Source organism: Caulobacter sp. GW821-FHT09B08, from assembly GCF_059418225.1.
In genome coordinates, this window is sequence record NZ_JBWKPL010000006.1 from 227,101 (window position 1) to 251,720 (window position 24,620).

The 24,620-nt window shown below is 69.0% G+C and carries 19 protein-coding genes; 10 read left to right on the forward strand and 9 right to left on the reverse strand.

Annotated elements, in window-relative coordinates; translation table 11 throughout:
- The first annotated feature begins 145 nt into the window (after positions 1 to 145).
- From AC07OA_RS17980 to AC07OA_RS18005, 6 genes are all read left to right on the forward strand, one after another.
- Positions 146 to 2,431, forward strand: coding sequence for a TonB-dependent receptor (locus tag AC07OA_RS17980; protein WP_494665182.1), 2,286 nt, complete (start codon positions 146 to 148; stop codon positions 2,429 to 2,431).
- 17 nt (positions 2,432 to 2,448) lie between these two features.
- Positions 2,449 to 3,513, forward strand: a complete 1,065-nt coding sequence (locus AC07OA_RS17985) for an LLM class flavin-dependent oxidoreductase (protein ID WP_494665183.1) — start codon at positions 2,449 to 2,451, stop codon at positions 3,511 to 3,513.
- 4 nt (positions 3,514 to 3,517) lie between these two features.
- Entirely contained in the window at positions 3,518 to 4,792 is a 1,275-nt protein-coding gene (locus tag AC07OA_RS17990; RefSeq protein ID WP_494665184.1) for an MFS transporter, read from the forward strand.
- A gap of 18 nt (positions 4,793 to 4,810) precedes the next feature.
- Entirely contained in the window at positions 4,811 to 5,893 is a 1,083-nt protein-coding gene (locus tag AC07OA_RS17995) for a Gfo/Idh/MocA family protein (RefSeq protein ID WP_494665185.1), read from the forward strand.
- A 198-nt stretch (positions 5,894 to 6,091) separates the two neighbouring features.
- Positions 6,092 to 7,435 (forward strand): LLM class flavin-dependent oxidoreductase, encoded by a 1,344-nt coding sequence (locus AC07OA_RS18000; RefSeq protein ID WP_494665186.1) that lies wholly within the window; start codon positions 6,092 to 6,094, stop codon positions 7,433 to 7,435.
- 63 nt (positions 7,436 to 7,498) lie between these two features.
- Positions 7,499 to 8,449, forward strand: a complete 951-nt coding sequence (locus tag AC07OA_RS18005) for an NAD(P)-dependent oxidoreductase (RefSeq protein ID WP_494665187.1) — start codon at positions 7,499 to 7,501, stop codon at positions 8,447 to 8,449.
- 12 nt (positions 8,450 to 8,461) lie between these two features.
- On the opposite strand, the gene AC07OA_RS18010 is transcribed toward AC07OA_RS18005, so the two are convergent.
- Complete coding sequence (locus AC07OA_RS18010; RefSeq protein WP_494665188.1) at positions 8,462 to 9,325, reverse strand: phosphate/phosphite/phosphonate ABC transporter substrate-binding protein; 864 nt, start codon at positions 9,323 to 9,325, stop codon at positions 8,462 to 8,464.
- The gene (locus AC07OA_RS18015) at positions 9,322 to 10,248 is read right to left on the reverse strand and encodes a fatty acid desaturase (RefSeq protein ID WP_494665189.1); all 927 of its coding nucleotides are present in this window, start codon (positions 10,246 to 10,248) and stop codon (positions 9,322 to 9,324) included. Before AC07OA_RS18015 ends, AC07OA_RS18010 begins: the two co-directional genes overlap by 4 nt.
- 523 nt (positions 10,249 to 10,771) lie before the next feature.
- Here AC07OA_RS18015 and AC07OA_RS18020 point away from each other — a divergent pair.
- Positions 10,772 to 13,174: a TonB-dependent receptor plug domain-containing protein gene (locus AC07OA_RS18020; RefSeq protein WP_494665190.1), complete on the forward strand. Its 2,403-nt coding sequence runs from the start codon at positions 10,772 to 10,774 to the stop codon at positions 13,172 to 13,174.
- A 15-nt stretch (positions 13,175 to 13,189) separates the two neighbouring features.
- Positions 13,190 to 14,128 (forward strand): ABC transporter substrate-binding protein, encoded by a 939-nt coding sequence (locus tag AC07OA_RS18025; protein ID WP_494665191.1) that lies wholly within the window; start codon positions 13,190 to 13,192, stop codon positions 14,126 to 14,128.
- Here AC07OA_RS18025 and AC07OA_RS18030 read toward each other — a convergent pair.
- Positions 14,119 to 15,657 (reverse strand): N-acyl-D-amino-acid deacylase family protein, encoded by a 1,539-nt coding sequence (locus tag AC07OA_RS18030; protein WP_494665192.1) that lies wholly within the window; start codon positions 15,655 to 15,657, stop codon positions 14,119 to 14,121. The two genes, AC07OA_RS18025 and AC07OA_RS18030, sit on opposite strands and share 10 nt — an antisense overlap.
- Before the next feature lie 165 nt (positions 15,658 to 15,822).
- Here AC07OA_RS18030 and AC07OA_RS18035 point away from each other — a divergent pair, with 165 nt between their 5' ends.
- Positions 15,823 to 16,344, forward strand: coding sequence for an Lrp/AsnC family transcriptional regulator (locus AC07OA_RS18035; RefSeq protein ID WP_494665193.1), 522 nt, complete (start codon positions 15,823 to 15,825; stop codon positions 16,342 to 16,344).
- Here the strand turns inward: AC07OA_RS18035 and AC07OA_RS18040 are convergent.
- The 6 genes from AC07OA_RS18040 to AC07OA_RS18065 form a co-directional block, all read right to left on the reverse strand.
- A complete protein-coding gene (locus AC07OA_RS18040) occupies positions 16,326 to 17,327 on the reverse strand; it encodes a dipeptide epimerase (RefSeq protein ID WP_494665194.1) in 1,002 nt (333 codons plus the stop codon). The two genes, AC07OA_RS18035 and AC07OA_RS18040, sit on opposite strands and share 19 nt — an antisense overlap.
- On the reverse strand, positions 17,327 to 18,349 hold the full coding sequence (locus AC07OA_RS18045; protein ID WP_494665195.1) for an N-acetyltransferase DgcN family protein: 1,023 nt from the start codon (positions 18,347 to 18,349) through the stop codon (positions 17,327 to 17,329). The genes AC07OA_RS18040 and AC07OA_RS18045 overlap by 1 nt, the downstream gene beginning before the upstream one ends.
- A 97-nt stretch (positions 18,350 to 18,446) precedes the next feature.
- A complete protein-coding gene (locus AC07OA_RS18050; RefSeq protein WP_494665196.1) occupies positions 18,447 to 18,782 on the reverse strand; it encodes an Lrp/AsnC ligand binding domain-containing protein in 336 nt (111 codons plus the stop codon).
- Positions 18,783 to 18,886: 104 nt separating this feature from the next.
- On the reverse strand, positions 18,887 to 19,333 hold the full coding sequence (locus tag AC07OA_RS18055) for an Lrp/AsnC family transcriptional regulator (RefSeq protein WP_494665197.1): 447 nt from the start codon (positions 19,331 to 19,333) through the stop codon (positions 18,887 to 18,889).
- Positions 19,334 to 19,362: 29 nt separating this feature from the next.
- Positions 19,363 to 20,379: an isoaspartyl peptidase/L-asparaginase family protein gene (locus AC07OA_RS18060; RefSeq protein WP_494665198.1), complete on the reverse strand. Its 1,017-nt coding sequence runs from the start codon at positions 20,377 to 20,379 to the stop codon at positions 19,363 to 19,365.
- A gap of 54 nt (positions 20,380 to 20,433) precedes the next feature.
- Positions 20,434 to 21,453 carry a cyanophycinase gene (locus AC07OA_RS18065; protein ID WP_494665199.1) on the reverse strand — a complete coding sequence of 340 codons (1,020 nt, stop codon included), beginning with the start codon at positions 21,451 to 21,453 and terminating at the stop codon, positions 20,434 to 20,436.
- A 291-nt stretch (positions 21,454 to 21,744) separates the two neighbouring features.
- Here AC07OA_RS18065 and AC07OA_RS18070 point away from each other — a divergent pair, with 291 nt between their 5' ends.
- Positions 21,745 to 24,567 carry a TonB-dependent receptor plug domain-containing protein gene (locus AC07OA_RS18070; RefSeq protein ID WP_494665200.1) on the forward strand — a complete coding sequence of 941 codons (2,823 nt, stop codon included), beginning with the start codon at positions 21,745 to 21,747 and terminating at the stop codon, positions 24,565 to 24,567.
- The last annotated feature ends 53 nt before the right edge of the window (positions 24,568 to 24,620 follow it).

Here is a 24,620-nt window from a genome sequence, read left to right on the forward strand (position 1 = left end):
CGCCTAGCAGACGCCCGAAGGCGCATCGGCTTTTGAAATCCTATTAGTCCTATAGGAAAATATGAATATCAACTTCAGCCGCTCTCAAGTTACCCCCGCCCCCTGTTTCGCCGGCCATCGGCGACGAACTCACTGGGGGTGTCTGATGTCGATGTTGAACCTGGGGCGCGCGCGCACCGTCCTGCTGCTGCCCGTCCTGCTGGGCGGCGTCGCCCTGCCCGCTCTGGCCTGGGCCGCCGACGCACCAACCGCTGCTACCGACAGCAACCAACTCGAAGAGGTGGTCGTCACCGCCCAGCGTCGGGCCGAGAACCTGCAGAAGGTGCCCGTGGCCGTCACGGTGGTGCGCGGCGAGGACCTTGAGAAGCGGCAGACCTTCTCGGCCGAGCAGTTGGTCCAGCAGGTGCCGTCCCTGACGTTCCGCAAGGGCACGACCAATGTGAACTCCTCGCTGAACATCCGCGGCATCGGCACCACCTCGTTTTCGTCCGGCTCGGAGCCGGCGGTCTCGACCGTAGTCGATGGCGTGGTCTACGCCCGCTCGGGCCAGGCCTTCTTCGACCTCTTCCACGTCGACCGCATCGAGGTGCTGCGCGGCCCGCAAGGCACGCTGTTCGGCAAGAACGCCTCGGCCGGCGTCGTCTCGATCGTCACCCGCCGCCCCTCGGCCACCACCAAGGGCTTCATCGAGGGCAGCTGGTTCGAGGGCGAGGAATACCGCCTGCGGGCCGGGATCTCGGGTCCGATCAGCGACACCCTGCGCGGCAGCCTGACGGGCGTGTACGGCCAGTACGACGGCTCGGCGACCAACGTCTATGACGGCTCCAAGGTCAACGGCTACGAGCGCGTGGGCTTCCGCGGCAAGCTGGAATGGACGCCCAACGACGACCTGACCGTCAGCCTGATCGCCGATACGGTCAACGCCGTCGACAACGGCTCGGCCGACGCCATCGGCTACGCCACGCCGGGCGACGCCATCATCGGCCAGGAAGCGCCGCTTGTCGTCGGCCCCAGCAATCGGAACATCAACAACGACGTCGCCCCGGTCACCAAGGACAGCACCTGGGGCTATTCGGGCCAGGTCGAGTACAAGCTGGGCGACTTCAGCCTGACCTCGATCACCGCCTGGCGCGGTTGGGGCAACACCGAGGTGCGCGACGGCGACTATACCTCGACCGCCGGCTGGCGCGTGGGCACCGCCTCGTCCAGGGACGTGGGCGTGCTGGACTTCCACCAGTTCACCCAGGAAGTGCGCCTGGCCTCGCCGACCGGCGGCTTCCTCGACTACGTCGTGGGCGCCTTCTACTACAAGACCCACCAGGACAATGTCTTCAACCGCACCAACGTGGCCTGCACCAGCACGACCCTGACCGGCGGTGTTTGCGCCACCGGCTCGTCGACCTTCGCGGTGAGCTCGAACGGCACGGCCAACTTCACAACCGAGCTGGAGAACTACGCCGCCTTCGGCCAAGCGAACCTCAACTTCACCCCACGCCTGCGCGGCGTGGCCGGCCTGCGCTGGTCGCACGACCAGATCAGCTTCGACTTCGCCCGCGTCTCGGCCTTCCCCACCGCCACGGCCGGGGTGCGCCCCAGCTTCGCGGCCAAGGGGACCAAGAGCACCGACGGCGTCTCGGGCCGGATCGGCCTGCAGTACGACGTCTCCGACACCGTGCTGGCCTATGTGAACTACGCCCGCGGTTACAAGGGTCCGGCGATCAACGTGTTCTTCAACATGCAGGCCTTCGACACCCTGCCGCTGGATCCGGAAAAGTCCGACGCCTACGAGGCGGGCCTGAAGAGCACCCTGTTCGACCGCAAGCTGGTGCTGAACCTGGCGGCCTTCAACACCAACTTCAAAGGCTTCCAGACCACCAACTTCGACACCGTGGCCGGCACCATCGTCAGCCGCCTGGTCAATGCCGGCGAGGTCTCGACCAAGGGCCTGGAACTCGACGCCCAGGCCCGCCCGGTCAAGAACCTGACCCTGACCGGCGGCGCCAGCTACACCGACGCCAAGATCGAGAAGTTCCACTGCCCCACCGGCTCGCCGGCCACCTGCTCGGCCATCAACGGCCAGCCGCTGGGCCCGGCAAAGTGGCGCTGGTCGGCGGCGGCCGACTATCTGGTCGAGACCCCGTCCCTGCCCTTCGACATCGGCCTGAACTCGTCGATCGCCTACCAGGGCGCGGGCCGGCCGAACGTCAACAGCCCCAACCTCGGCCCCGCGCCGGAGGGCTACAGCCTGTGGGACGCCAGCATCGCCCTGGTCGACCGCGAGGACCGCTATCGCCTGGCCTTCATCGCCAAGAACATCGGCGACAGCTTCTACACCACGGCCAAAATCCCCAGCACCTACGTTCGCCAGCAGGTGCCGCGCGACTCCGAGCGCTATTTCGGGGTTAGCCTGCGCGCCAACTTCGGCCGTTGATTCAGGGCGCTCCCAGCATGACCAAACCTTGCGAAGTCTCGTGGTTCTCGGCGCTCTGCGACGACGACTACGAGTTCCTGGGCGTGCCCGACCCGGCGCTCCGGTCGAGCTGGGAGCATTGCCGCGACATCGCCCTGGCGGCGGAGGCCGGCGGCTTCGACAACCTGCTGCTGCCGTCCGGCTATGGCCTGGGGATCGACACCCTGGCCTTCGCCGGCGGTATCGCGCCCCTGCTCAAGCGCATGCGCCTGCTGGCGGCCGTGCGCATCGGCGAGGTCTGGCCGCCGCAATTGGCCCGCCAGCTGGCGACCATCGACCAGATGCTGGGTGGTCGCCTGACGATCAACATCATCTCCAGCGACCTGCCCGGCGAAACCCTGGCCAGCGGCCCGCGCTATCGGCGCACGGTCGAGGCCATGGCCTTGCTGCGGGCCTTCCTGAACGGCGAAAGCGTCGATTTCGACGGCGAGTTCTGGAAGCTGAAGCTGGACCCACCGCGCATCCGGCCGGTGTCCGGCCGCGCCCCGCCCTTCTATTTCGGCGGCCTGTCGGAGGACGCCCGCGAGGCGGCCGCCCAAGGCGCCGACGTCTACCTGATGTGGCCCGACCGCCAGGAGGTGGTGGCCGAGACCATCGCCGACCTGCGCGCCCGGGCCGACAAGCGCGGCCGCGAGCTGAAGTTCGGCTACCGCGTCCACGTCGTGGTGCGCGAGACCGAGGAAGCGGCCCGCGCCGCCGCCGACCGCCTGCTCTCGCGCCTGGACGCCAAGACCGGCGAAGACATCCGCAACCGCTCGCTCGACAGCCAGTCGGCCGGCGTGCGCCGCCAGGCCGAACTGCGCGAGGCCTCGGCCGGCGACGGCTTCATCGAGGACAACCTCTGGACCGGCATCGGCCGCGCCCGCTCGGGCTGCGGCGCGGCGATCGTCGGCGATCCCGACCAGGTGCTGGCCAAGCTGAAGGCCTACCAGGACCTGGGGATCGAGGCCTTCATCCTGTCGGGCTATCCCCACCAGGCCGAGGCCGACCTCTTCGCCCGCCACGTACTGCCCCACCTCGATCACGGTCCCCTGGAGCTCTGACATCATGGCCCACGGGTCCCATCTGCCGCCGTCCGAGACGACGACGGCCCCGGCGTCGAACCGGCGCTGGCTGCTGCTGGCCTTCCTGATCGGGGCGGGCATCCTCAACTATGTGGACCGCCAGATCATCGCGATCCTCAAGCCGGTGATCGAGCAGGACCTGGGCTGGACCGACGCCGACTACGGGACCCTGGCGGCCCTGTTCCAGTTCTCGGCCGCCGTGGCCTTCGCTTTCACCGGCTGGATCGTCGACCGCCTGGGCGCACGCCTGGCCGCGCCCGTCGGGGTGGCGGCCTGGAGCGTGGCGGCCATGGCGCATGGCGTGGCCATCACGTTCGGCCAGTTCAGCCTGGCCCGCGTAGCGCTGGGCGCGACGGAGTCGATGGGCACCCCGGCCGGCATCAAGGCGCTGGGCGCTCTCTTCACCGACCGCATGCGCTCGGTGGCCGTCGGCATCTCGAACGGCGCGCCGAACCTGGGCGCCATCGTCACGCCGCTGCTGCTGCCCCTGCTGGCCGCCGCCGTCGGCTGGCGCGCGTCGTTCGTGATCGTCGGGGCGGCGGGCCTGGTCTGGGTCGCCGCCTGGTTCGCCGTCTCGCGCAAGGCCGACCTGCCGCACGCCGCGCCGCCCGTCGGCGAGAAGGGCCAGACCTGGGCCATGCTGCGCGACCGCCGCACCTGGGGCCTGGCCGGCGCCAAGGCCCTGTCGGACCAGGTCTGGTGGCTGATGCTGTTCTGGGCTCCGGACTTCTTCCACCGGGTCTTCGACCTGACCATGGCCCAGCTGGGCCCCGCCCTGGCCGGGGTGTACGGCCTGGCCGCCCTGGGCTCGGTCACGGCCGGCTGGGTCGGCGCGCGTCTGCTGGCGGCGGGCTGGAGCCTGAACGCCGTGCGCAAGACCTCGATGCTGGTCTGCGCCCTGCTGGTCCTGCCCGTGCCCCTGGCGGTGCTGGCCCAGAACCACTGGATCGCCGTGGGCCTGCTGGGCCTGACCCTGGCTGCGCACCAGGGCTTCTCGGTCAACATCTTCGCCACCATCACCGACGTGATCCCGGCCCGCCGGATCGGTTCGGTCACCAGCTTCGGCGCCCTGTGCGGCAACTTCGCCGGCATGGGCATCGTCTATCTGGCCGGCAAGATCCTGACCGGCGGCCACGGCTACCTGCCGCTGCTCACGATCGCCGCCGTGTCCTATCTTCTGGCCCTGGCCTGGCTGCAGATGTGGCTGCCGCGCCTGACACCGGCCGAAGACGACGCCCTTCCCGCCCCTTCCGTTTGAGTGAGCTTGAGTAGAGACATGACGCAGCCCCTGAGGTTCGGGATCGTCGGCGCCGGCATGATGGGCCGCGAGCACATCCGCAACCTGAAGCTCCTGCCCGGCGCGCGCCTGACCGCCCTGGCCGACCCGACCCAGGGCTCGCTGGATTGGTCCCTGCTGGAAGCCGGCGACCCGACCATCGCGACCTTCGAAACCTCGCAAGCCCTGGCGGCCAGCGGCCTGGTCGACGCGGTGATCGTGGCCTCGCCCAACTTCACCCACCGCGCCGTGCTGGAGCCGCTGTTCGCCGCCGGCCTGCACATCCTGTGCGAAAAGCCGCTGTGCACCACGCTGGAGGACGCCCGCTGGGCCGTCGAGCGGGCCAAGGCGCACGACAAGGTGTTCTGGACCGGCATGGAATATCGCTTCATGCCGCCGGTCGCCGCCTTCGTGGACCGCCTCCACGGCGGCGAGATCGGCCGCCTGGTGCAGCTGTCGATCCGCGAGCACCGCTTCCCGTTCCTGCCCAAGGTGGACGACTGGAACCGCTTCTCGCGCAACACCGGCGGCACCATGGTCGAGAAGTGCTGCCACTTCTTCGACCTGATGCGTCTGATCGTCCGTGACGAGCCCGTGCGGGTCTACTGTTCGGGCGCCATGGACGTGAACCATCTGGACGAACGCTACGGCGGCCAGACGCCCGACATCATCGACAACAGCTTCACCGTGGTCGACTTCGCCGGCGGCCAGCGGGCCATGCTGGACCTCAACATGTTCGCCGACGGGGCCGAGCAGCAGGAGGAGATCGGGGCGGTCGGCGACACCGCCAAGCTGGAGGTGTTCATCCCCAGCGGCGACCTGGTCCTCAGCCCCCGCGTCGGCTTCCTGCAGCCCAAGCAGGTCAGCCGCACCCACGTGGCGGTCGATCAGGCGGCCCTGGAGGCCGGATCGCACCACGGCGCCACCTTCCACCAGTTGGAGGCCTTCCTGGCCGCCGTCGCCGGCGCCGGTCCGGTCCAGGTCACCGCCGACGACGGCCTGCGGGCCGTGGCCATCGGCGTCGCGGCCGAGATCAGCGCCCGCGAGAAGCGGGTCGTGGAGATGAGCGAACTCGGCTTCTGATCGCGACCCGCTAGAACGTCGACGCCGCCAAGCCTCGCAGTTTTTCTCCATTCGCCGCAAGAAAACCCGCTCACCAATTGATATTGCTAGGGTTTTCAAACTGAAATTGGGATTGATCATCGGGCAGTTGAGCACTGCTCGTTATCGCCCGCCCAGGGCGGCGTCCTAGCGTCAGGGTCCAAATTCGAGGGCTTCGACATGACGCAGCAACCCACCCGCCAACTTAAGCTGGGCGCCATCCTGGCCGGCGTCGGCACCGACCACACCCGCTGGCGCGATCCCGCCCTGCCCGGCGACGCCAGCATCGACATCGACTGGTACATCGAGAACGCCCGCCTGGCCGAGGCCGCCAAGTTCGACCTGGTGTTCATCGTCGACAGCCCGTTCATCACGCCCGACACCGCGCCCCACTTTCTCAACCGCCTGGAGCCTCTGACCCTGCTGTCGGCCGTGGCGGTCTCGACCAGGAAGATCGGCCTGGTGGGCACCCTGACGACCTCGTACTGGGAGCCCTACAACGTGGCCCGCCAGTTCGGTTCGCTGGACCACATCAGCAAGGGCCGCGCCGGCTGGAACGTGGTGACCACCGGTCTGGAGGGCGCCGCCAGGAACTACGGCCGCGACGCGCACTTCGACCACGCCGAGCGCTACGAGCGGGCCGGCGAGTTCGTCGATGTCGTCCAGGGCCTGTGGGACAGCTACGAGGACGACGCCTTCCCGCGCGACAAGGCCACGGGCGTGTTCCTGGACAAGACCAAGCAGCATGCGCTGAACCACAAGGGCAAGCACTTCTCGGTCGCCGGTCCCCTGGCCCTGAGCCGCTCGCCGCAGGGCCAGCCGGTGATCTTCCAGGCCGGGGTCAGCGGCGCCGGCCGCGACCTGGGCGCCAAGATCGCCGAGGGCGTGTTCGCCGGCGTCGACACCTTCGAGGACGCGGTGGAATACTATGCGGATCTGAAGGCGCGCACGGCCGCCCTTGGCCGCGATCCCGACCACATCAGCGTCCTGCCGGGCATCTCGCCGATCATCGCCGACACCGACGAAGAGGCCCAGGCCATCGCCGAGGCCCAGGCCGGCAGCCGCGAGATCGACAAGCTGCTGGTCGAACTGGGCCGGGCCTTCGGCTATCACGACTTCAAGCAGTATCCGCTGGACGGGCCGTTCCCGGACGTCAGCAACCTCAGCCTCAACAGCTACAAGGGCCATGCCGAGCGCATCGTCCGCATCGCCCAGGCCGAGAACCTGACCGTCCGCCAGGCCGCCGAACGGTTCGGCCGCTGGCGGGCCAACTTCGTCGGCTCGCCCCAGACCGTCGCCGACGAGATCGAGCGCTGGTTCGTCGGCCGGGCCGTCGACGGCTTCATCCTGCACGTCACCCGCCCTAGCGACTTCGCCCTGTTCCGCGAGCAGGTCGTGCCGATCCTGCAGGCCAAGAGCCTGTTCCGCACCGAGTACGAGCACGACACCCTGCGCGGACACCTGGGACTGCCCGTGCCCGAGCATCGCTGGGCCAGCCGTCCCGACAAGATCGCCGCCGAATAGGCCCCGGTCGATGTCGCTGTTTCCGCAACCGCTCCAGCGCTCCGTCGCCCCGGGAGCATCCGCATGAGTCTGATCATCGCCAGCCAGATGGAGGACGGCTTCAACACCCAGCTCCGGCGCCATCCCCTGGCGCCGACCCTGATCGCCGCGCCCGAGGCCGAACCCTGGAGCACGGCGCACGAGGCCGACGTCCTGATCACCCGCCCCAGCCCCGCCTGGCGCGCCGCCCGGAACCAGCCTCGGCCGCCTGGCTGGCCGGGTCGGCTCAAATGGGTCTACAGCGCCTCGGCCGGCGTCGACTTCTATCCGCCCTGGCTGCTTGAAGCGCCCCTCGTCACCTGCGGGCGCGGCGTGGCGTCCGAAGAGATCGCCGACTACGTGATCGCCGCGATCCTGCTACGGTCCAAGGACCTGGAGGCGGTTCGCGCCCGCTCGCCCGAGGAGTGGGTCAACGTCCCCTTGGGCCAGGTGGCCGGCGGGACGATCGGACTGGTCGGCTTCGGGGCCATCGGCGAGGCGGTGGCGCGACGGGCTCTGGCGCTCGGCGCCCGGGTGACGGCGGCGCGACGGCGGCGGCACCTCCCCAGCGCCGTGCCGGGCGTGGACCTGCTCGACACCCTGGAGGAGGTGGTGGCCAGCGCCGACCACCTGGTCCTGGCCCTGCCCGGCACCGACCAGACCCGGAACCTGATCGACGCGGCGGTCCTGGCCAAGGCCAAGCCCACCGCGCACCTGATCAATGTCGGTCGCGGCTCGGTGCTGGATCATCAGGCCCTGGTCGACGCGCTGGGCGCCGACGCCCTGGGCTTCGCCACCCTGGACGTCACCGAGCCCGAGCCCCTGCCCGCCGGCCATCCCCTGTGGACCCACCCGCGCGTACGCCTGACCCCGCACGTCGCCTCCAACCATACCCTGGTGCGCCACGTCTTCCTGGACAAGGTCGGCGACAATCTGGGCCGCTTCGCGCGCGGCGAGGACCTGATCGACCGCGTCGATCCGGCGACCGGCTACTAGGCGCCCTCTCGATCAAGCCAGGTGCGGATAGCCAAGGCTCCGGGCGATGTCGCGCAGGCGAAGCACGGCGCGATAGTGCTCGGCCGGAACCACCTCGAACCCATCCAGCAGCAGGTCGCGGCGGACCTCGGCCAGCGCCGGATCGACCGCGACTTCCTGGAGGACCTCGCGCAGTCCCGCCAACTGGCTCTTGGTCGTCGTCGAACTGGTGATCAGGGGCAGGCCGGGGCTGCGCAGGGTCCAGGTCAGCACGCGCAGTCCGGCGGCGAGCTCCGGCCGCCAGCGCTGCAGATGGGCGAAGGTGACGCAGTCGAGGGCCGCCAGGTCCGCCTCGCCGCGCACCACGGCCTCGGCGCTGGCCAGGTGGGAACCGGTGATGATCACGGACCTGAAGAAGGCCCGCCCCCGGGCCAGCGGCGCCACCTCGGCCCGCAACAGGTTCATGCCGCTGTTGGAGCCCAGATCGTTGACCGCGCAACGCCCGCCCCGCAGTTCCTCCAGGGAACTGGCCGGATCGTCGGCGCGCACGACCACGGCGCTGCGATAGTCGATCCCGTCCCAGCCCCGGGCGCGATAGCGCGGCGTGGCCACCACCTGCACCTGCCGCTCCAGCCGCGCGGCCAGCGGCAGGCCGCAGGTCTGGGCCAGCACCAGGTCCGGGTCGGCCCACAGGACCTCCGGCGGAACGTCGCGGGTCAGATGGTCGGGCGCGTCGAACAGCTTACGGGCCCGCAGCCGCTCGGCGATGGCCGTCCACAGGGCGTCGTTGGCGGCCTGCAGTTCGGGCAGGTCGTACATCGGCAGGGCGGCCTTGCGCCGGACCGGCGTGGTCGCGCGCGCCGGCGCCTTTCGCGCCACGGAAGCCTTGGCGGTCATGCGGCGGCTCCATCGTCGATCGGATAGACGACGCGGTCGTGCGGCCTCAGCAGGAAGCGCCGAAAGATCTCGCCGTAGCCGTCATAGACCAGGCCGCCATTGGCGCTCAGCAGGCGCTCGCGATCGCGCGCATAGAACGCCGGCAGGCTGTGCCAGGGCGCGCCCGGCCGGTCGTGATGCGCGGCGTGCAGGTTGTTGTGCAGGAACAGCAGCCCCAGGATCGGCGCGCGTTCGACCACCGCGACCCGGTGTCGGGGCGTGGGATCGGCCCGGTGCTCGGCGAACGAGCGCAGCAGCGACAGCGCCGCGCCGGGATAGACGAAGCAGAGGCCGTAGAACCACAGCGGCATGCGGCACACCAGCGACAGCCAGGCGATCACCAGCGCCACGGCCAGGCCGTGCACGAGCCACAGCGACCGCCTGCCCGGCTCGCCGTGTGCCACATGCCCCGCCTCGACAACCAGAAATCCGACGATCTCGATCATCGGTCCCAGGACCAGACGTCCCAGCAGGGTGGCCTGCAGCCAGGCGACGGCGCGATGGGCGAAAGACGCCGCGCCGGGCAGGTAGCGGCTCTCCGCGTCATGCGCCGGATCGGTCAGGTGCTCGGTGGCGTGGTGCGCCTGGTGCGAGCGGCGATAGATTTCGAACGGCAGCCACAGCGACAGCGGCGCGAACCCCAGAACGGTGTTGAGCCGCCGCGACCGTGTCGGGTGTCCATGGATGATCTCGTGCTGCAATGAGCCGTGCCAGGCCAGGGTCCATCCGCCGATCAAGGCCAGGAGCGGCCAAGGCAGGCGGTCGTGGAAATAGGTCGATGCGACCCACAGCCCGTAGATCGTCGCCGCCAGTCCGACGGTGGGCCACTCCACTTCCAGGCCGGCCCGTTCGGCGGTCGCGACCTCAACGCTAGACTCCGACAACAGCTGCTTCCGATCCTGATCCGCGCCTGGGCCCTCCCCGCGATCAAGCCGTTCGCCCGGGCTTGGAGCAATTCAGATCAAGTCGGTAGGAATTGAGATAAACTGGCGCCCTGCGACGCTGAATCGCGGAGCGTGGCGCGGCGGCGCATCCTCGGGGTCGTCGGCTTCCACGAATTGGGCGCTCGCGCGCAGGATCACGCGACACGCAATCCAATAACAATCATCGGTAAGGCAGAATTCATCACGCGATCTCACAGACGAGAACAGCGTAGAGAGCACAACCTATTCATTCATTCCGAACGCGAATGAACATCTTGCGTGAAATCCATATGCCATGAGCTCATAAGACGCTGCATGATAACTCGCTTGTTGAAACCTCCGTCTCGTTTAGCTGGAGCCTCCGCCAAACGCGGAAGTCGGGGGTTTTATGATGTCGAACCATGGGGCGGCCGTTGTCGCCAAACGCCAGGCGAGGGCTTCGCGCGCCTTCCTGCTCGCCACGTCGGTCCTGGCCGCAGCGACCTTGAGCGCGCCGGCTTGGGCGGCTGAACCTTCGGTCACCTCTCCCGACACCGACGGCGCGGCCGCGGTCGACGCGGTGATCGTCACCGGCCTGCGCGGCAAGCCGCGCACCGTGGCCGACAGCCCCGCCCCGATCGACGTCATCGGCGGCGAGCAGCTTTCGGACACCGGCAAGGTGACCCTCAAGGAGGCCCTGGCGGTGCTGCTGCCGTCGGTCAACTACGGCACGGTCAACGGCTTCGCCCACAACAACGTCGTGCGTCCGGTCAGCATGCGCGGCCTCGGCGGCGGCTACACCCTGGTGCTGGTCAACGGCAAGCGCCGCCACCCGACCAGCCTGCTGATGAACTCCAACCTCGACACCAGCGGCGCCACGCCCGTGGATCTGGACCAGATCCCGACCTCGGCGATCAGCCGCGTGGAGGTGCTGCGCGACGGCGCGGCGGCCCAGTACGGCTCGGACGCCATCGCCGGGGTCATCAACATCATCCTGAAGTCCGCGCCCGGCGGCCAGGTCTCGGCCGACCTGGGCCAGACCTTCGAGAGCGACGGCGAGAACGCCCACGCCAACGCCGACTGGGGAACCACCTTCAACGAGACCGGCTTCGTCCACGTCGCGATCGAGGCCAAGTACCAGGGCCGCACCGACCGCAACGATCCGGCCACCGGCAGCTTCTACTATCCCCTGGCCGGCGGCGCGCCCGACCCGCGCGAGGCCAATCCCAAGCGCGGAGACTACAACGGCAATCCGGTGGTCCGGGCCGTGACGGCGGCGATCAACCTGCAGACCCCGATCTCGGCCACGACCGACTTCTACACCTTCGCCACGGCCGGCGCCCGCAGCGGCAACGCCCGCCAGACCAAGCGCAGGCCCAACGCCAACACCAACATCATCGAGCTGGCGCCCGACGGCTTCATTCCGCTCTACAAGCTGAAGGAAAACGACTTCGAGGTGACGTCGGGCCTGAAGGGCAAGCTGGGCGAATGGGCCTGGGACCTCTCCTCGGCCCTGGGCCGCAACACCAGCCATTCCAGCGCCGATACGCTGAACCCGTCGCTGGGTCCGGCCAGCCCGACCCACTTCAAGCTCTACGACCTGACCAGCAGCGTCTGGACCACCAACCTCGACTTCGACCGCGCCTACGACATCGGCCTCTCCAGCCCGCTGACCGTGGCCGTCGGCGCCGAGCGCCGGCTGGAAAAGTACGAGGTCGAGGCCGGCGACGCGGCCACCTACGCCAACGGCGGCTATGTCTTCACCTCCGGCCCGCTGGCCGGCAGGCCCGCCCTGATCGGCGTCCAGGGCGTCAACACCGTCGACGCCAGCGACGCGGGAAAGGCCAAGCGCACCAATCTGGCGGCCTATGTCGACCTGGGGATCAACCCGACCACCGCCTGGTATGTCGGCGTCGCGGCCCGGGCCGAGCACTATGACGACAGCACCGGCGACACGGTCAGCGGCAAGCTGACCACGCGCTACGAACTGACCCCGGCCCTGGCCCTGCGCGGCACGATCAGCACCGGCCTGCGCGCGCCCTCGCTGAGCCAGCAGCTCTACGGCCAACGTCGCTATTCGACCCAGACCATCGCCGGGGTGCTCTACCAGTTCCCGACCAAGGTGGTGCGGGTGGACTCGCCCCTGGCCGAGGCCCTGGGCGCCCAGCCGCTGAAACCCGAGAAGGCGCGCAACTACAGCGCGGGCCTGACCTTCACGCCGGGCCATGGTTTCAGCGCCACCCTGGACGCCTACCAGATCGACATCGACGACCGCATCGCCCTGACCAGCACGCTCAGCGGCCCCGGCGTCAATGTGCTGCTGGCCGCAGCGGGCCTGCCGACCGACATCTACGTCCAGTATTTCGCCAATGCCATCGACACCCGCACGCGCGGCGTCGACCTGGTCAGCGAGTATCGCACCAGCCTGGGAGACCTCGGCGAGCTGAAGCTGGGCCTGGGCTTCAACTGGAACAAGACCAAGATCCAGCACATCAAGCCCAACCCTCCGGAGCTGGCCTCGCTGGGCTCGGGCCTGGTGCTTTTCGACCGCGTGCAGCAGGGCACGCTGACGGTCGGCTATCCCAAGACCAAGCTGATCGCCTCGGCCGGCTGGACCAAGGACGCCTGGACCGTCGACCTGCGCGGCACGCGCTACGACAAGGTCACCCAGGTGGCCACCGTGGCCAGCGACGACCGCACCTTCGGCGCCAAGTGGATCACCGACCTGTCGGTCACCTACGCGGTCACCGACAAGCTCGACCTGACGGTCGGGGCCGACAACCTCTTCGACGTCTATCCCGACAAGGTCGGCATCGTCAGCGCCAACGGCGGCGGCGGATATGGGGCGTTCTCGCCGTTCGGCCTGACCGGCGGCTACTACTACACCCGCGTCGGCTATCGGTTCTAAGGGCGGAGACCAGAGATGCGCAGACGTGATCTTCTGAGCCTGGGCGCGGCGGCGGGTCTCGTCGCCTGCGCGCCCAAGGACGGCCGCGTGACCCTGGTGCTGGGCGACCAGCAACGGGGCCAACGCCTGGCCGCCGACGCCTCCAAGGCCTTCGACGGCGCGCCCTACAAGGTGGAATGGGCCAATTTCAGCACCCCTACCCCGCTGTTCGAGGCCGCCAGCTCCGGCGCGGTCGACACCCTGGTGGCCATCGACAACCTGGTGCTGCTGGGGGCGATCCTGGGCCGTCCCTACAAGATCGTCGCGGCCGCGCCGTCGTCTTCGAAGGGCATCGGCATTCTCGTGCCCGCCAAGTCCGACATCCGGTCGGTGGCCCAGCTCAAGGGCCGCAAGATCATCGTCTCCACCGCGCCCGGCGGCACGGCCGACGCGGTGCTCTACGCGGCGATCCGCGAGGCGGGCCTGAAGGACGCCGACATCAAGCCCGGCTACATGCTGCAGCCCGACGCCCTGGCCGCCTTCCAGAACGGCCAGATCGAGGCTTGGGCGACCAACGATCCCAACCTGGCCCGCGCCCAGGCCGAAGGCGCGCGTCTGCTGCGCGACGGCGAAGGTATCAACAACAGCGTCACCTTCTTCGCCGCCTCGGACAAGGCGTTGGCCGATCCCCGGAAACGCGAAGCCCTGCGCGACGCCTTCGGCCGCATCGCCAAGGCCCGCGCCTGGACCAGCGCCCATCTCGAAACCTACGCGACCTACTACGCCGCTCAGACCTCGATGACGCCGGACCTGGCCAGGACCACCCTGGCCCGGCGCGGCGATCAGCCCTTGTCGCCGATCACGCCGCAGGTCATCGCCGCCGCCCAGGCGGTGGCCGACGACTATGCCGCCCGCGGGATCTTCCCCCGGCGCGCCGACGTGACGCCGTTCTTCGAGACCGGCCTCTACGGCTGAGGGGCGAGGCTTGCTCTTCGTACGACCTGCCCGGGCCTGGCGCCCGTGGCGTGGTCTCTTTCGAAGACCACCTGGCCATTGACCCAGACCCGCGTCACGCCGGTGGCCAGGGCGTTGGGATGGGTGACGTCGGAACGATCCGCGACGGTCGCCGCGTCGAACAGGAACAGGTCGGCGAAATTGCCCGGCGTGATCGTCCCGCGCTCGGCGATGCCCAACTGCTCGGCGGTCTGGGCGCTCATCTTGCGCACCGCCTGCTCCAGCGACAGCGTCCCCTTCTCGCGCACATAGACCCGCAGGATCTTGGCGAAGGCCCCGAAGCCGCGCGGGTGCAGTCCGTGCGACATGCCGTCCGAACAGATCACCGAATAATCCCAGGCGATGAACGCGTCGATGTCGGCGCCGGTCATGGCCGTGCCGATCACCGCGTCCACCCGGGCGACCTCGGGGTGGGCCAGGTGGAAGGCTTCCGACTGGCGGGTCAGGGCCAGATAGGTCTCGGCCGGATCGGCATGCCGTTCGGCGGCGATGTCGGCGACGGTCTTGCCCACCAGCGACGGGTCCGGCGCGAACACCGCCAGGCGCAGCCCCTGCGGCGTGGTCAGCTTGGTCAGGGCGAAGCGGGCGGCGGCCAGGTCGTTGAAGTCGCGCTCAGGCAGCAGGACCGCCAGATTGCTCTGCCAGTATTCGTACGGATAGACGTCGGCGGTGATGTCCACGCCCGAGGCGCGGGCCGCGTCCAGCTTGGCCAGCACTTGGTCAGCCTGGCCCCACCGGTCGACGATCGCGATCTTGAGGTGCGAGATCTGCACCGGCAGCCTGGCCTCGCGGCCGATGGCGATGATCTCGTCGATCGCCTCGTCCAGCTTCACGTCCTCGCTGCGCAGGTGGCTGATGTAGCGGCCATGACCCGCCGCCGCCGTCTTGGCCAGGGCCATGACCTCGGCCCTGGTCGCGTAGATGCCGGGGTCGTATTCCAGCCCAGTGGACAGGCCTAGCGAGCCCTCGGCCAGGTCGGCGGCGAGATCGGCCTGCATGCCGGCGATCTGGGCCGGCGTCGCGGGGTGCTTGTAGTCGCTCCCCATGGCCCGCTCGCGCAGCGCGCCGTGGCCGGTATAGGAGGCGACATTGACCGCCAGGGGCGACCTGGCCAGGCCCTCGAAATAGGCCTTCAGCGGAAAGCTGGACTCGCCGTCCTGGCCCACCACGATGGTGGTGACGCCCTGGGCGGTGACGGCGGTCAGGTCGGGCGCCTTGCCGGCCTCGCGGTCGTGGTGGCTGTGGGCGTCGATGAAGCCGGGCGCCAGGACCAGCCCCTTGGCGTCCACCACCGTCTCGCCCGGGAGCGGGGCCAGGGCGCCGACAGCGGCGATCCGGTCGCCGTCGATCCGGACGCCGACCTGGCGGGACGGTTCGCCGGAACCGTCCACCACCCTGGCCCCGACGATCAGGGTGGAGGCCAGGGCCGTGGAGGTCATGAGCAGGGACAGGCCCAGTCCGGCGGCGAAACGGATCAGTGAACGCGACATGGCGCCTCCCGGGATTCGAGCCCGCAGCTTAGCGCCGCCGGACGGCGGTTTTGACCGTTTCCCGCATCCTCGACGGCAGGAACGCCCGGCCGCCGTCGCGATCACGCCCTTACCCCACGCCGGGTTTGCGCTAAGCAGGGCCAGGACCGCAGCAGAGACCCCGCGATGACCAACGACCCGCGCAAGGACATCGACCGCATCGACGTCAAGATCCTGGACCTGCTGCACCGCCAGGGCCGGGTGACGAAGGCGGCCATGGGCGAGGCCGTCGGGCTGTCGGCCTCGCGCTGCTGGGAGCGGATGAAGAAGCTGGAGAAGGCCAGGGTCATTCGCGGCTACCACGCCGAGATCGACCTGGGCCGCCTGGCCAAGCTCTCGACCTTCGTGGTCCAGATCAAACTGACCGACTATTCCTACGCCAAGGCCAAGGCCTTCGAGACCGGCATCACGGCCGAGCCCAACATCGTGGCCTGCCAGGCCGTGCTGGGCGAGGTGGACTATCTGATCACCGTCGCGGCCTTCAGCATCGAGCACTACCAGGCGATCATGGAGCGCCTGCTGGCGACGCTGGAAACCTCGTTCGACTACGTGACCTTCCCCGTGACCAAAAAGCTCAAGGGCGAGGCCGGCGTGGACCTGGTCAAGCTGCTGGCCACCGCCGAGGACGATCAGGACGAGGCGCCGTAGCCGCCCCAGAGGCCCGGTCCGGGCCTCACCCAGGCGTCGCGGTAGCCGAACCCGTGATCGATGTCGGTCACAAGCTGCATGGGGCAGTCCAGGTCCACCACCTCGCAGCCCTGGGCCACCAGCAGGGCCGGCGCGATGCCCAGGGACGTGCCCTCCATGCACCCCACCATCAGGCGCAGGCCCCGCGCCCGGGCGGCGCCCATCAGGGCCAGCCCCTCGGTCAGGCCGCCGCACTTGTCGAGCTTGATGTTGCAGAAGCCGTAGCGGCCGACGATGCGGTCGAGATCCGCGCGGTCGTCGAACGACTCGTCGGCGCACAAGGGCACCGCGCCGCGATAGTCGAACAGTTCGTCATCGGCGCCGACGGGCAGCGGCTGCTCCAGAAGCTCCACGCCCAGGGCGGCCATGCGCGACGCCCGGTCGTTCAGTTGGCCCAGGGTCCAGCCCTGGTTGGCGTCGGCGATCAGCCGGACCTTCGGCGCGGCCTGGCGGATCGCTTCCAGCCGGGCGATGTCCTGGCCGTCGCCCAGCTTGACCTTCAGGGCGGGATAAACAGCGGCCCAGCGCGCGGCCTTGGCGCCCATGGCGGCGGGGGTGTCCATGCCCAGGGTGACGAAGGTCTCGATGGGCTTGGGCGGCGCCAGGCCGGCACGGACGGCGACGGGCACGCCGGTCAGCCTGGTCTCCAGGTCCCACAGCGCGCAGTCCACGGCGTTGCGCGCGCCCCCGGCCGGCAGCCAGTCGGCCAGCGCGGCGCGATCCAGCGCCAGACCCGCCTCCAGGGCGGCCGTCAAAGGCTGAAGTTGCGCCAGCATCGCGCCCGGCGTGTCGGCCCGGTAGTCGACACCGGCCGCCTCTCCTCGCCCGACGACGCCGTCGGCTTCCAGCTCCACCAGCACGACATTGGCCTCGGTATAGACGTGCCGGGCGATGACGAAGGGCTCGATCAGGGCATGGGACAAAGCCCGCGCGGTCAGGCGCATCAGGCGGCGACCGACGCGTCGCCCAGCGGCAGTCCATCGACGATGGCCGCCACGCCCGTGCGGACCGGATCGCAGGCCGGCACGCCTAGCGTCTGCTCGATGTCGCGCAGGCAGGCCATCGCCGCGGCCTCGTTCAGCCTGGAGGTGTTGACGCAGACGCCGGCCAGCCAGACGCAGGGATTGGTCAGGGCCGCCAGCTTCAGGTTCAGCGACGCAGCCTCCGACAGGCCGGGCGTGGGGAAGGCTTCCAACCCGTCCAGCGCCGCCCGGGTCGCGTCGTGGCAAAGCACCAGGGCGTCGGGCTGGCTGCCGTGCAGCAGGCCCAGGGTCACGCCGGCATAGGCGGGGTGGAACAGCGATCCCTGCCCTTCGATCACGTCCCAATGATCGGGCGCGGCGGCCGGGCTCAGTTGCTCGGCGGCGCCGGCCACGAAATCGGAGACGATGGCGTCGATGGGCGCCCCCGATCCGGCGATGAAGATGCCGGTCTGGCCGGTGGCCCGAAAATCGACATCGACGCCGCGCGCCTTCATCTCGGCGGCGATGGCCAGGGCCGCGTACATCTTGCCCACGGCGCAGTCGGTGCCGACGGTCAGCAGCCGCTTGCCGCTCCGCTTCTCGCCCGTCCCCACCACACAGAAGGCCGGGTCGGGCTCGCGCGCCTCGACGAGACGTCGCCCCAGGCGCCGGGCCGTGTCGCGGACTCGGGGCAGGTCGGCCAGGCGCGCGTGCAGGCCCGACACCAGGTCCAGTCCCGCCTCCAGCGCCTCGAGCAGCACGGCCTCCCAGTGGGGCGGGATATAGCCGCCGGCGTTGGCCACGCCGATCAGCAGCGACCGCGCGCCCGCCGCCTTGGCCGCCGCCGGCGTCATGTCCGGCAGCTTCAGATCCGCCTCGCAACCCGGAAGGCGCAGCTGGCCGACACAGGCCTCCGGCCGCCAATGGGCCACGCCCGAGGCGGTCTTGGCGCTGACGCGATCGACGTCGCCCAGGAACATCAGGCAGGGGTAAGGCAGGTCCAAGACAAGGCCTCGCGGAAGAACGGCGGAACGGATCGCAGCTTACGGAGCCTGGCGGCGGCGATGTGGGCGCATTGCCGGGGCCAGACGGTCGGAACCCTCATTCTTCGGCGTCGCCGCGAAGGTTTCCCTCGCCGGGCCGCCGCGCCAGCAGCATCGAGGCCTCGGTCCGGCGCACGCCCGCCAGGCGGCGGATCCGCTCGACCGCTCGCTCCAGCGCCTCGGGCTCGGCCGCCTCGATCACCGCCACCAGGTCGTAGGCTCCGGTGATCTGATGCAGGGCGGTGAGTTCGGCCATGGCCACGAGGTCGGCCTCGACGGCGGCGGCGTCGCGCGGCGCGACCTCCAGCATCAGGTGGGCCCGGGAAGCGGGCGTGGCGACATGGTCGGCCGCGGAGCCCAGGAACCCCAGGCCGCTCGTCTGGACGGCGATCAAAAGCCTCGCTCCCCCGTTTGCACAGGTGGAGTTTATGACGGGACCGACCTCGAAAAATGCCGGGTTCCATGGCCTAGGCGAGAGAAACCCTCGCGAGGCCGACCTCAGCGCAGGATCTTCGTGGCCAGCAGGATCGAGGAGGTGGTGCGCTCGACGCCGTCCAGAGCGCCGATCCGGTCGATCACCGCGTTCAGCTCGCTGACGGTCTCGGCCTCGACCACCGCGATCAGGTCGTACTCGCCGCTGATGGCGTGCAGCGCCGAAAGCTCTGCGATGGCGGCCAGTTCCTCCTCGGTGGCCTTGGCCAGCTTCAGCTGGACCTTGATCATCACCTGGGCGCGGATCAGCCGGCGGTCGTACTGGCTGCCCAGCCGCACCGTGTAGCCCTGGATGACGCCCTCCTCCTCCAGACGGCTGAGGCGAGCGTAGACATTGGCCCGGGACAGGCCCAGGTCCGCCGCCAGCTTGGTGACCGGCTGGCGCGAGTCCTGGCGCAGCATCGACAGCAGCTGACGATCGATATCGGTCAGGCCGTGATCGTCCGACTTCATCGCGCCCTCCCAGTCGCCCCCGCGCCGCCCTATTGCGGCGAAGGCTCGTTCGCGTAGATCGCCGTGCGGGGCGTGGGCAGGGACGACGAGATCGCTCCCCGGTACATGCCCAGATCGTTCATGCCGAACGCCGGCCGCCCCTGGCCGTCGATCGCGATCAGCCCGCCGTCGCCGCCGATCTTGGTAATCGAGGCCATGGTCCCGTCGGCCGCCTGCTGCACGGTCTCGCCCTTCCAGGCGATGCGGTCGCAGACCTGACGGGCGGCGGTCTCGCGGATGAAGTATTCGCCCGAACCGGTGGCCGAGACCGCGCAGACGCCGTCGCGAGCATAGGTGCCGGCGCCGATGATCGGGCTGTCACCCACCCGGCCCCAGCGCTTGCCGGTCATGCCGCCGGTCGAGGTGGCCGCCGCCACATGGCCGGACTGGTCCAGGGCCACCGCGCCGACCGTGCCGAACAGGTGGGTGGGATCGAGCGAGGCGTGGTTGTCCTTGCGCCAGGCCAGCAACTGGTCCCAGCGCTCCTGGGTGAAGAAGTACTTGGGATCGACCTGCTCCAGGCCCTTTTCCTTGGAGAACTGATCGGCGCCCTCGCGGGCCAGCAGCACGTGCGGCGACTTCTCCATCACCGCGCGGGCCAGGCTGACCGGGTTCTTGGTGCGGGTGACGCCCGCCACCGAACCGGCCTTCAGGGTGGCGCCGTCCATGATCGAGGCGTCCAGCTCGTTCTTGCCCTCGGCGGTGAACACCGAGCCCTTGCCCGAATTGAACAGCGGATTGTCTTCCAGCACCCGCACCGTGGCCTCGACGGCGTCCAGGCTGGAGCCGCCGCTCTTCAGCACCTTGGCGCCGGCTTCCAGGGCCGCGTCGAGGCCGGCGCGATAGGCCTTCTCCTTCTCGGGCGTCAGGTCGCCGCGATCCAGCACCCCGGCCCCGCCGTGGATGGCCAGCGACCACTTGGCGTCAGTCGCGTGCGCCGGAGCGGCGGCGACGCTCGCCAAGGCCAGGGCCGAGAAGGTCAGCGCGCGGATCTTCGAAAACGTCATCGGAAACTCTCTGGGCTTACGCGGAGGCTTACTGGGGAATCGAGCGGACGAAGGTCAGCGATCGCTGCGGATCAGGACACCGTCCTTAACCTGGGCCGTCAAGGCGAAGGCGGGCTTGATCACCTGAAAGGTCTTGAAATCCAACGTGCTGTCCGGACCGATGCCGACGATCGGGAAGGACGCATAGTTCAGAGGCTGCCCGGCGACGATGGTGGCGGGCTTGGCCATCGGCCGCACCAGCCAGGCGTGGCCGGGACCGTAGAAGCGGCCGATACCGTCGCCGTCGACGATCATCGCCGTGTCCTCGTCGACGCCCAGGCCGGTGATGGTCGGGTCGTTCTCCTCCTGGGCCAGACGGCCGACGAAGGTGATCAGCCGCCCCTGGCGGTTTCGCTTGTCGAAGTGGGTGTCGGTGATGACCTTCGACAGATACGGCAGATGCAGGAAATCGCGCACCAGGGTCACGCTGGGTCCGGTGGGATCCTTCAGCGCGTCGGGCGAGGTCAGGCTGATCGAGTCCAGGCAGCCATAGACATAGCCGCCCAGCACCGCCAGGCCCGCGCTGGTGCCGCCGATGGGCTTGCCGGCCTTGACGTGGGCGTCCAGCGCCTTGTTCAGGGCCGTGCCCTTCCAGGCGCGCACATAGTTGGACTGGTCGCCGCCGCCGAAGAAGATGCCGTCGGCGTGGGCGATGATCGCCAGCAGCTTGGGATCCTCGCCGGCGTCCTCGTCATGGATGACCAGGGTCTCGACCGACAGCACGCCGCCGACGTCCTTGTAGATCTCGTCCTGCAGTTCGCGGCCGCCGCGGGCCCGCAGCACCACGATGTGGCCGCCGCCCGACTGCTTGACGAACTGGCGGAAGGCCTCCAGCGGCCAGTCGCCGCCGCCCATCAGGGCCAGCAGCGGTCCGGTCTTGCCGGGAGTCGGGGCCTTCACGTCGCCGATGGCGTAGTATTCATACCCTGGACCGGTCGCGTCGGGACCCTGGGCAGGCGCGTCGGCCGCCCACGAAGTCACCGGCGCGATCAAGGCCGCGGCCACCGCGATCGCCGACACCCAACGCAAGGCCATTCCCCATTCCTCCACCAGGTCGACCCTGACCATGCGCGTCCGACCGAAACCAGGGTCGAGCCGTCCACGGAAGGTCTCGACAGCGCGTTTCCAGTCCGGACGCCACCGAAGCAGGCGCCACGCTTCAAAGCTGCACGATGGACACACCTTGTCCAATGTTTTTCACAATCTGCTCTTTTCAGCTTCCAATTCGTACAAAATGCAATCCAACATGGTTCGACCCTGGGAGTACGGACCAGGACGAGGCGCGTTCACGTCGTTGGCCGCGCCCTTCAATGAAGGGGGATTTCGATGAAGACGCATCTGCTTCGCGCCAGCGCCCTGGCCGGCGCGGCGGGCCTGATGATCGCCAGCCAGGCGCTCGCGCAGACCGCTCCGGCTCCGGCCGATCCGACCGACGACACCGCCGCCGTCGAGGCCGTGGTCATCACCGGTTCGCGCATCCCCCGCATCGCCACCGAAGGCCCCGCCCCGGTGACCGTGATCACCAGCGACGCGATCAAGTCGGGCGGCTTCAACAATGTGCCCGACCTCCTGCGCAGCCTGAACCAAAACGGCGGCGAGACCCAGACCCAGCAGTCGTCCAGCGGCGCCGACTGGACGCCCGGCGCCCAGCAGGTCGACCTGCGGGGCCTGGGCCCCAACCACACCCTGGTGCTGGTCAACGGCCGCCGCATCGCCGACTTCCCCCTGCCCTTCAACGGCAAGAGCGCCTTCACCGACACCTCCTCCATTCCCCTGGGCATGATCGATCGGATCGAGGTTCTCAGCGGCAGCGCCTCGGCCGTGTACGGCTCGGACGCCATCTCGGGCGTGGTGAACTTCAATCTGAAGAAGAAGGTCGACGGCACGACGGTCGACGTCACCTTCGGCGGCCTGGAGCACGGCGGCGCGGCCAGCCAGCGCGTCAACGTCGCGACCGGCTTCTCCAAGGGCGATTTCGACTTGGTGATCGGCGGCGAGTTCGTCAATCAGAAGCCCCTCTGGGCCTATGATCGCGACATCCAGGACTCGACCAAGGACGCCCCGACCTCGGGCGCCCGCATCGCCCGCCGCGATTTCCTGCGCATGGACCCCGACGCCGACGAATACGTCGATCCGGGCTCGGCCACCTGCGCATCCCTCAAGAACCTGAACGGCGGCTCGATCGAATACGCCAGCCGTCCGCGCTGGGGCGCCTATGACGACGACCTGGGCGACTACGGCCCCGGCTACTACTGCGGCAGCTACAGCTCGATCGGCTACGGCACGATCATCAGCGAGCGCAAGAGCGCCAACGTCGTGGCCTCGCTGACCTACGCCAAGACCGACACCCTGTCGTTCTTCGCCGACATCTCGGCGGGCTACAGCCGAAACCGCCAGTTCCAGGACGTGCTGTCCTGGGAATACCAGGACGCCAACGGCAGCGAAGACGGCATCTTCTACAACCAGTTCACCGGCGCCCTGGACCTGTGGCACCGCAACTTCACGCCCGAGGAGATGGGCGGCCTGCACAAGGGCTACATCACCAACACCTCGCGCACCTTCAGCATCACCCCGGGCGTCAAGGGCGCGCTGGGCGGCGGCTGGGACTACGAGGCGTTCTACAACTTCAGCCAGTACAAGTCGTCGATCAGTTGGCCCAAGGTGGTCAACTCCAAGGCCACGGCCCTGTTCCTGGGCCCGCAACTGGGCGTGGATCCCGACACCGGCTATCCGATCTTCAACGCCGATCCGGCCCGCCTCTACACCCCGCTGACCACGGCCGAGTACAACTCGATCACCGCCCGCACCACCTACAAGCCGGTGGCCCGCCAGCAGGGCGTGTCGTTCCAGGTCAACAAGGCCGACCTGTTCACCCTGCCCGCCGGCCCGGTCGGCTTCGCCGCCGTCGCCGAATACGGCAAGCAGTCCTACAAGCTGGGCCTGGATCCGCTGGCGACCGAAAACTACTACTACGGCCTGCGCGACGCCGACGGTTCGGGCTCGCGCGACCACTGGGGCGCCGGCTACGAATTCCGCGCTCCGCTCCTGAAAACCCTCGAGCTCTCCACCGCCGGCCGCTACGACGGCTACAAGTACGGCGGCAACACCATCGAGAAGTTCACCTATAACGGCGGGCTGGAGTGGCGACCGGTCAAGTCGCTGCTGGTGCGCGGCGCCTACGGCACGGGCTTCCGCGCCCCCGACCTGCACTACGTGTTCGCCAAGGAAGGCATCAGCCACCCGTCGGGCACCGACTACTATCGCTGCCGCACCGAGGAGCCGGACGAGGATATCGGCGACTGCTCGTACGCCGACGAGGGCCTGGTCAAGGTTCGCCTGGGCAACGCCAAGCTGAAGCCGGAAACCTCCAAGTCGCTGAACTACGGCGTCGTCTGGTCGCCGGTGCGCAACTTCGACATCTCGATCGACTATTTCCGCGTCCAGCTGAACAACGCGGTGCTGGACATGAGCCTGGACAGCGTCCTGCGCCAGGAAGCCGACTGCCGCGTGGGCTCGACCAACTCCGGCAGCCCGGTCGACATCGCCTCGCCCACCTGCGTCGACGCCCTGGCCCGCGTGGTCCGCAACCCGCTGACCGCCGCGATCAATCCGGGCGCCATCTCGACCGTGACGATCAACCCGATCAACGTGGCCACCGAGAAGACCGACGGCATCGACGTGGCGGCCCACTATCGCCTGGTCACCGACGCCCTGGGGATCTTCGACTTCAGCCTGGCGCACACCTGGGTCGACAAGCACACCAGCCGGCAATATCCGGGCGACCCGATCGAGAACCAGCTGGCCTACGACAGCGGCTACGACATCCCGCGCACCAAGAGCAGCGCGGCGATCAACTGGAGCAAGGACGCCCTGCAGATCGGCCTGCACGGCCAGCGGCTGGATCGCCTGCCCAACTACGACGAGGACGGCTGGACCAAGGCCACCTACCTGTTCAACGCCACGGTCCAGTACGACATCAACGACCGCACCCGCGTGAGCCTGGCGATCGACAACCTGCTGGACAAGGGTCCGCCGCGCGACCCGACCTATGCGGGCTATCCGTACTACGACACCTCGTGGTTCGACTCGACGGGCCGCAGCTACTACCTGCAACTGACGCACAAGTTCGGCGGCAGCAGCGGGCTCTAGGACCACAAGGGCGGGGAGCGATCCCCGCCCTTTCCATTTCCATCACCCGGGAT

Excerpts from the sequence above, each read along its gene's own strand:
- AC07OA_RS17980 (WP_494665182.1), top strand. The coding sequence starts at position 146 with ATGTCGATGTTGAACCTGGGGCGCGCGCGCACCGTCCTGCTGCTGCCC.
- AC07OA_RS17985 (WP_494665183.1), top strand. The coding sequence starts at position 2,449 with ATGACCAAACCTTGCGAAGTCTCGTGGTTCTCGGCGCTCTGCGACGAC.
- AC07OA_RS17990 (WP_494665184.1), top strand. The coding sequence starts at position 3,518 with ATGGCCCACGGGTCCCATCTGCCGCCGTCCGAGACGACGACGGCCCCG.
- AC07OA_RS17995 (WP_494665185.1), top strand. The coding sequence starts at position 4,811 with ATGACGCAGCCCCTGAGGTTCGGGATCGTCGGCGCCGGCATGATGGGC.
- AC07OA_RS18000 (WP_494665186.1), top strand. The coding sequence starts at position 6,092 with ATGACGCAGCAACCCACCCGCCAACTTAAGCTGGGCGCCATCCTGGCC.
- AC07OA_RS18005 (WP_494665187.1), top strand. The coding sequence starts at position 7,499 with ATGAGTCTGATCATCGCCAGCCAGATGGAGGACGGCTTCAACACCCAG.
- AC07OA_RS18010 (WP_494665188.1), bottom strand. The coding sequence starts at position 9,325 with ATGACCGCCAAGGCTTCCGTGGCGCGAAAGGCGCCGGCGCGCGCGACC.
- AC07OA_RS18025 (WP_494665191.1), top strand. The coding sequence starts at position 13,190 with ATGCGCAGACGTGATCTTCTGAGCCTGGGCGCGGCGGCGGGTCTCGTC.
- AC07OA_RS18030 (WP_494665192.1), bottom strand. The coding sequence starts at position 15,657 with ATGTCGCGTTCACTGATCCGTTTCGCCGCCGGACTGGGCCTGTCCCTG.
- AC07OA_RS18035 (WP_494665193.1), top strand. The coding sequence starts at position 15,823 with ATGACCAACGACCCGCGCAAGGACATCGACCGCATCGACGTCAAGATC.
- AC07OA_RS18040 (WP_494665194.1), bottom strand. The coding sequence starts at position 17,327 with ATGCGCCTGACCGCGCGGGCTTTGTCCCATGCCCTGATCGAGCCCTTC.
- AC07OA_RS18055 (WP_494665197.1), bottom strand. The coding sequence starts at position 19,333 with ATGAAGTCGGACGATCACGGCCTGACCGATATCGATCGTCAGCTGCTG.
- AC07OA_RS18060 (WP_494665198.1), bottom strand. The coding sequence starts at position 20,379 with ATGACGTTTTCGAAGATCCGCGCGCTGACCTTCTCGGCCCTGGCCTTG.
- AC07OA_RS18065 (WP_494665199.1), bottom strand. The coding sequence starts at position 21,453 with ATGGCCTTGCGTTGGGTGTCGGCGATCGCGGTGGCCGCGGCCTTGATC.
- AC07OA_RS18070 (WP_494665200.1), top strand. The coding sequence starts at position 21,745 with ATGAAGACGCATCTGCTTCGCGCCAGCGCCCTGGCCGGCGCGGCGGGC.